We start from the raw sequence: 7,081 nt of genomic DNA, 5'->3' as shown, positions 1-7,081 counted from the left end.
AACCTGGACGCGTCGTCATTCCTCGGTCGACTGGCCCTGATCCGCATCTACAAGGGCCGCATCAAAAAGGGCCAGCAGGTGGCCTGGATGCGCGAGGTGGACGGCCATCCGGTCATCACGAACGCCAAGATCACCGAACTGCTGGTTACCGAGGGCGTCGAGCGCACCCCCACCGACGAGGCGATCGCGGGCGACATCGTGGCCCTGGCGGGCATCCCTGAGATCATGATCGGCGACACACTCGCCGACCCGGATCACGCCCACGCGTTGCCGCGCATCACCGTCGACGAGCCGGCCATCTCGGTGACCATCGGTACCAACACGTCGCCGCTGGCCGGCAAGGTGTCCGGACACAAGCTCACCGCGCGCATGGTCAAGTCGAGGCTGGACTCCGAACTCGTCGGCAACGTGTCGATCAAGGTCGTCGACATCGATCGCCCCGATGCCTGGGAGGTCCAAGGCCGTGGCGAGCTCGCGCTGGCCGTGCTCGTCGAACAGATGCGGCGCGAGGGCTTCGAGCTCACCGTCGGCAAGCCGCAGGTGGTCACGCAGACCGTCGACGGCAAACTGCACGAGCCGTTCGAGGCGATGACCATCGACTGCCCCGATGAGTTCGTCGGAGCGATCACGCAGCTGATGGCCGCCCGCAAGGGCCGCATGGAGGAAATGACCAACCACGCCGCCGGGTGGGTGCGAATGGACTTCATCGTGCCGAGCCGCGGCCTGATCGGCTTCCGCACCGACTTCCTGACGCTGACCCGTGGCACCGGCATCGCCAACGCGGTGTTCGACGGGTACCGGCCGTGGGCGGGCGAGATCCGGGCGCGGCACTCGGGTTCGCTGGTGTCGGATCGCAGCGGGTCGATCACCCCGTTCGCGATGATCCAGTTGGCCGATCGCGGCCAGTTCTTCGTCGAGCCCGGCGAGGACACCTACGAGGGCCAGGTGGTGGGTATCAACCCCCGCGCCGAGGACCTCGACGTCAACGTGACGCGCGAGAAGAAGCTCACGAATATGCGCTCGTCGACGGCCGACGTCATGGAGACCCTTGCCCGGCCGCTGGAGCTCGGCCTCGAGCAGGCCATGGAGTTCTGTGCCGAGGACGAGTGTGTGGAGGTGACGCCCGAGGTGGTCCGGGTGCGCAAGCTCGAGCTCACCGCGACCCTGCGGGCGCGGGCGAAGGCGCGTGCCAAGGCTCGCGGCTAGACGTGCGGATGCGCGTCGCCGAACCGACGGGCACCGATACCCTGTTGGGCGTGCCGAAACGAGCCCGCCGGGTCTGTGCGACCACCGGCGTGCTGGTTTCGTTGCTGGCGTTCGCCGGCTGCGCCGTCAGCCCGCCGCCGGCGCCGCAGAGCACCGAGACCAAACGCAGCACGGTTCCGCCGCCGCAGCGCAAGACGCAGATCATCATGGGCATCGACTCGATCGGCGCCGGCTTCAACCCGCATCTGCTCTCCGACCTGTCCGCGGTGAACGCCGCGATCAGTGCGCTGGTGCTGCCCAGCGCATTTCGTCCGGTGCCCGATCCGGCCACGCCGACGGGATCCCGGTGGGAGATGGATCCGACGTTGCTGGTGTCCGCCGAGGTGACGGGAGAAAATCCGTTCACGGTCACCTACAAGATCCGGCCGGAGGCGCAGTGGACCGACAACGCCCCGATTGCCGCCGACGACTTCTGGTACCTGTGGCGACAGATGGTCGGCCAACCCGGTGTGGTCGACCCGGCCGGTTATGACCGGATCACCGGCGTGCAGTCGATCGACGGCGGCAAGCAAGCCGTCGTCAGCTTCGCCCGGCCCTACCCGGCGTGGCGCGAGTTGTTCAGCAACATCCTTCCGGCGCACATCGTCAAGGACGTGCCGGGCGGCTTCCCGGCCGGCCTGGCGCGCGCGCTGCCGGTCACCGGTGGACAGTTCCGGGTGGAGTCCATCGACCCGCAACGCGACGAAATCCTGCTTGCGCGCAACGACCGGTACTGGGGACCGCCGGCCAAGCCGGACATGATCCTGTTCCGCCGGGCCGGAGCGCCCGCCGCACTGGCCGACTCGGTCCGCAACGGCGATACCCAGGTAGCCCAAGTGCACGGTGGCTCAGCGGTTTTCGCGCAGCTGTCGGCGATCCCGGACGTGCGAACCGCCCGCATCATGACGCCACGCGTCATGCAACTGACGCTGCGCGCCAACGAGGCGAAGCTGGCGGATGCACAGGTGCGCAAGGCAATCTTCGGACTACTCGACGTCGACCTGCTCGCCGCCGTGGGCGCGGGCAGCGACAACACCGTCAGCTTGGACCAGGCGCAGGTCCGCTCACCCAGCGATCCTGGTTACGTGCCGACGGCGCCGCCGGTGCTGACTCGAACGGCGGCGTTGGGATTACTTGAAGCCGCCGGCTACCAGATCGACAACGACACCTCGACCCCGGAGACCACCCGCGGGCACGTCAGCAAGGACGGCAAGCAACTCTCGCTGGTCCTCGGTGTGGCGGCCAACGATCCGACGGCTGTGGCAGTGGCTAACACCGCCGCAGACCAGATGCGCAATGTCGGCATCGCTGCGACCGTGCTGGCGCTTGACCCGGTGGCGTTGTACCGCGAAGCGCTGGTCAACGACCGGGTGGACGCGTTGGTGGGTTGGCGCGAGGCCGGCGGAAACCTGGCGACGCAGTTGGCTTCCCGCTACAGCTGCCCGGCGCTGGAGGCGACCACGGTATCGACGGCGACGGCACCGACGTCCGCACCCGACCCATCGGTGTCGGCCAAGCCGGCTCCGGCCACCACTGCGACGGCGGCGACCTCGACACCGCCTGCCCGTGGGCAGGAGTCCGGCGCGTTGGTGCAGGCGCCGTCGAACTTGACCGGCATCTGTGACCACAGCATCCAGCCGGACATCGATGCCGCGCTGAACGGGACCAAGAACATCAACGATGTGGTCAGCACCGTGGAGCCGCGGCTGTGGGATATGTCCACAGTGCTGCCGATTCTGCAGGACACCACGATCGTCGGCGCGGGCCCGAGTGTGCAGAACGTCAGCCTTTCCGGCGCGGTGCCGGTCGGCATCGTCGGCGATGCGGGGCAGTGGGTGAAGAGCGCTCAGTGACCGTCCGAACGGTCCAACGGTAACGTTATCGATATCTGTAAGACCAAAGTCAGTGAATCGGCTTCCTTAAGGTTTTTCGCAGGTACTGTTCGAGAGACCGGTTCAGGAACAAGCCGGGGAAGCATCAGCTACTCGAGACCGTTCGTGACCAAACCCGACGGCATCCTCGGCGGATTCTTTTTGATCGAAGCCATTCCTTCAATCGAGGGGCCTTCGACCACCCTTACGCTAAAGGCGGACCGGCCAGGGGGCGGCCCGCCTTTAGCCTTGTCTAGGGTAGGTCCCGGTGTCCCTACATCATCAAATCCATTGAGCTGCAATAGCATAGCGGCTATACCGAGTGTGGCAGCACGGTGTCGACGATCTGCTCGAGTTGACGCTTGTTGGGCGGGGCGCCGGTCAGCAGCAGCTGCTGGTTGATCATTGCGGTGCCGGCTCGCGCGGTATACGGCGTCAGCATGGCCGCGTCGACCTCGCCATTGGCCGCGCCGGTCTGCAGGACCGAATCGATCATCCGCAACCGGGGCCCGACTACGGCGTCGGCGAAGATCGCGCGCAACTCCGGTTCGTGCAACAGCTGATGCATGATGAACAGCCCGGGGAATGCCGTCTTACCCGCAATCAGATCGCAGTGCGCACTGAAGATGGCCAGCAGATTCTCCCGTGCCGATCGGTCCGCGCGCGGCTCGGGCAACGGCGGCAACGCGTACAGCAACGCCGCCTGAACCAAATCGTGCTTGCTCGACCACCGCCGATACAACGCTGCTTTGCCGGTGCGTGCCTGGGCGGCGATGCCTTCCATGGTCAGTCCGCCGTAACCGACGGCAGCCAATTCGGCCAGCGTCGCGTCGTACAGGGCATCTTCGAGTTGCTTGCCCCGGCGGCGGGTGCGGACCGTTGCCGTCTGCTCTGCCATGCGACGATAGTAGTCAGCAACGTATATTCAGGGGAGTCGGGCTTTGCCGAGTCGCTGACTACTATTGCTGCGGCCCATTAGTTTAGGCCACGAAATCCTTTGCCGCGCAGCGCAACGGTAGGGTCGTCGCATGCAGGAGACTCCCCGGCTGCTGTTCGTGCATGCCCATCCCGACGACGAGACCATCACCAATGGCGTCACCATCGCCCACTATGTCGGGCGTGGCGCACAGGTGCAGGTTGTCACCTGCACGCTCGGCGAGGAGGGCGAGGTCATCGGCGACAAGTGGGCGCAGCTGGCCGTCGACCACGCCGACCAACTCGGCGGCTACCGCATCGGCGAACTGACCGCCGCGCTGCACGCCTTGGGCGTCAGCGGGCCGAGATACCTCGGTGGCCCGGGCCGGTGGCGTGATTCGGGGATGGTGGGCGCCGAGGCGCGCAGCCGACAACGATTCAGCGACGCCGACGAGCGCGAGGCCGTCGGCGCCCTGGTTGCCATCATCCGCGAATTGCGCCCGCACGTCGTGGTGACTTACGACCCCAACGGCGGATACGGGCATCCCGACCACATTCAGACCCACCTTGTCACCACCGCGGCGGTGGCCGCGGCCGGCACCGACGACTACCCGGGCACGCCGTGGTCGGTGCCCAAGTTGTACTGGACGGTCATTGCCCGCAGCGCGTTCACGGCGGGGTGGGAGGCGCTCGGTTCCGGCGATTTGCGCGACGAATGGGTGATTCCACCGGCCGACGGCGACTTCGGCGAGCTCGGCTACGACGACGACGAGATCGACGCCGTGATCGACGACCCAGCCGCCTTACCGGCCAAGACGGCGGCCCTGCTGGCGCACGCCACCCAGCTCACCGTCGGACCCACTGGCAAGGCGCTTGCGCTGTCGAACAACCTGGCTCTACCGATCGTCGCCCAGGAGCACTACATACTGGCCACCGGCGACCCCGGAGATCGCGACGAGCGTGGTTGGGAGACCGATCTGCTCGCGGGAGTCGACCTCGCCGGGCCCGTCACGCGGTAGGCTGCCGGGATGGACCCGGATCTGGACCAGAACCAGCAACACTGGCAAGACCGACTGGACAGCTTCCAGTGGGAGGTCATGTCCATCGTTTCGCAGTTGGACAGCGTCCCGACCTGACCGATTCCGCCTTCCGTATCGTCGTTTTGACGTTGTTGGCGGTCGACGGTGCCATTTCGGCAGTTGGCGGCGCGCTGCTGTTGCCCAGCTATATCGGCTCGATCCCGTTTCCCGTCAGCGCCTTGATCAGTGGCCTGCTCAACGCCGCGCTGGTCTGGGCCGCGCGACGATGGACCCCGTCGACCCGGGTGGCCGCGCTGCCGCTGTGGACCTGGCTGCTGACCGTTCTCCTGATGTGCGTGCCCGGTCCGGGCGGCGACGTGATCCTCGGCGGCCGAGGCGTTATGGCCTACAGCCCATTACTGCTGCTCGCGATGGGTGCGGTCCCGCCGTTGTTCGTGCTGTCCCGGTGCCGGCCGACCCGCTGAGGGCAGGGACTCCCTATTGCATAGCCGGAGGCTACTGTTGTCGCTCATGGCACGCGTCGGGTCGCAGATAGTTGGGACGTGCGGATGAAATTTGGATGGCCGGGAGTTACACCAACGTGCCGTTGACTCCGGGCGAACAGCCGACCCTGCTACCCAGCCCGTCGGTGCCTCCTCCTGCCAGCACATCCGCGCTGCGCCGGGTGTTACGGCGTGCCCGCGACGGGGTTGCCCTGAACGTCGACGAGGCGGCGGTCGCGATGACCGCACGTGGCGGGGATCTGGCCGATCTGTGTCGCAGCGCCGCCCAGGTACGCGACGCCGGCCTGGAATCGGCCGGACGCCGTGGCGGGGCTGGACGGCTGCCGGTCAGCTACTCCCGCAAGGTGTTCATCCCGGTGACGCATCTGTGCCGGGACTCCTGCAACTACTGCACATTCGTCACCGTGCCCGGCAAGCTGCGAGCCGCGGGCGCCGGGATGTATCTGGAACCCGACGAGATTCTCGACATCGCCCGTCGCGGCGCTGAACTTGGCTGCAAGGAAGCACTATTCACCCTCGGCGATCGACCCGAAGAGCGGTGGCCGGAGGCCCGCGCATGGCTGGACGAACGCGGCTACGACTCCACGTTGTCGTATCTGCGGGCGATGGCGATCCGGGTGCTCGAGGAAACCGGGCTGCTGCCGCATTTGAACCCCGGGGTGATGAGCTGGTCGGAGCTCTCGCGGTTGAAGCCGGTGGCGCCGTCGATGGGCATGATGCTGGAGACCACGTCTCGGCGGCTGTTCGAGACCAAAGGCCTTGCGCATTACGGCAGCCCGGACAAAGACCCCGAGGTCCGGCTGCGCACGTTGACCGATGCGGGTCGGCTGTCGATTCCGTTCACCACCGGGCTGCTGGTGGGCATCGGCGAGACGCTCACCGAGCGTGCCGAGACTCTGCACGCGATTCGCAAGTCGCACAAGGAGTTCGGTCACGTCCAGGAAGTCATCGTGCAGAACTTCCGGGCCAAGCAGCACACCGCGATGGCCGCAACGCCGGACGCCGACATCGACGAATTCCTGGCCACTGTCGCGGTTTCGCGGTTGGTCCTCGGCCCGGCGATGCGCATCCAGGCGCCGCCGAACCTGGTGTCGGCGCAGGAATGTCTGGCGTTGATCGCCGCCGGAGTCGACGACTGGGGCGGCGTCTCGCCGCTCACGCCCGACCATGTGAACCCCGAACGGCCGTGGCCCGCCCTCGACGATCTCGCCGCCGTCACCGCCGAGGCGGGATTCGACCTGGTGGAACGACTGACCGCCCAGCCCAAGTACGTGCAGGCGGGAGCGGCCTGGATCGACCCGCGGGTGCGCGGGCACGTGGCCGCGCTGGCCGATCCGGCCACCGGACTTGCCCTCGATGTGAAGCCGGTGGGCATGCCGTGGCAGGAGCCCGACGAGGTGGCATCGTCCGGCCGGGTCGATCTGAACGCCGCGATCGACACCGAAGGCCGGCTGACCGAGACTCGTAGCGACCTGGACAGCGCCTTCGGTGACTGGGAGTCGATCCG

The 7,081-nt window shown here is 67.0% G+C and carries 6 protein-coding genes; 5 read left to right on the top strand and 1 reads right to left on the bottom strand.

The annotated features are described in order from the left end of the window. Together VGH54_RS20290 and VGH54_RS20285 are read left to right on the top strand one after the other, a co-directional pair. Positions 1–1,206 (top strand): EF-Tu/IF-2/RF-3 family GTPase (locus VGH54_RS20290; RefSeq protein WP_331513875.1); only part of this gene is annotated, 1,206 nt, incomplete at its 5' end. Positions 1,207–1,250: 44 nt separating this feature from the next. Then, positions 1,251–3,098 carry an ABC transporter family substrate-binding protein gene (locus tag VGH54_RS20285; RefSeq protein WP_331513877.1) on the top strand — a complete coding sequence of 616 codons (1,848 nt, stop codon included), beginning with the start codon at positions 1,251–1,253 and terminating at the stop codon, positions 3,096–3,098. A gap of 331 nt (positions 3,099–3,429) precedes the next feature. Here the strand turns inward: VGH54_RS20285 and VGH54_RS20280 are convergent, their stop codons facing one another. Further along, entirely contained in the window at positions 3,430–4,014 is a 585-nt protein-coding gene (locus tag VGH54_RS20280; RefSeq protein ID WP_331513874.1) for a TetR/AcrR family transcriptional regulator, read from the bottom strand. Between the two features lie 130 nt (positions 4,015–4,144). Here VGH54_RS20280 and mshB point away from each other — a divergent pair, with 130 nt between their 5' ends. The 3 genes from mshB to cofG form a co-directional block, all read left to right on the top strand. Continuing rightward, positions 4,145–5,050: an N-acetyl-1-D-myo-inositol-2-amino-2-deoxy-alpha-D-glucopyranoside deacetylase gene (mshB, locus tag VGH54_RS20275; protein ID WP_331513873.1), complete on the top strand. Its 906-nt coding sequence runs from the start codon at positions 4,145–4,147 to the stop codon at positions 5,048–5,050. A gap of 68 nt (positions 5,051–5,118) precedes the next feature. Beyond that, complete coding sequence (locus tag VGH54_RS20270) at positions 5,119–5,535, top strand: hypothetical protein (RefSeq protein WP_331513872.1); 417 nt, start codon at positions 5,119–5,121, stop codon at positions 5,533–5,535. Between the two features lie 95 nt (positions 5,536–5,630). Continuing rightward, on the top strand, positions 5,631–7,081 hold a 1,451-nt coding region (cofG, locus tag VGH54_RS20265; RefSeq protein ID WP_414688757.1), incomplete at its 3' end, for a 7,8-didemethyl-8-hydroxy-5-deazariboflavin synthase CofG.

It is taken from the genome of Mycobacterium sp., assembly GCF_036488105.1.
Lineage (GTDB): Bacteria > Actinomycetota > Actinomycetes > Mycobacteriales > Mycobacteriaceae > Mycobacterium.
This window is presented reverse-complemented; position numbering and strand designations above follow the sequence as displayed.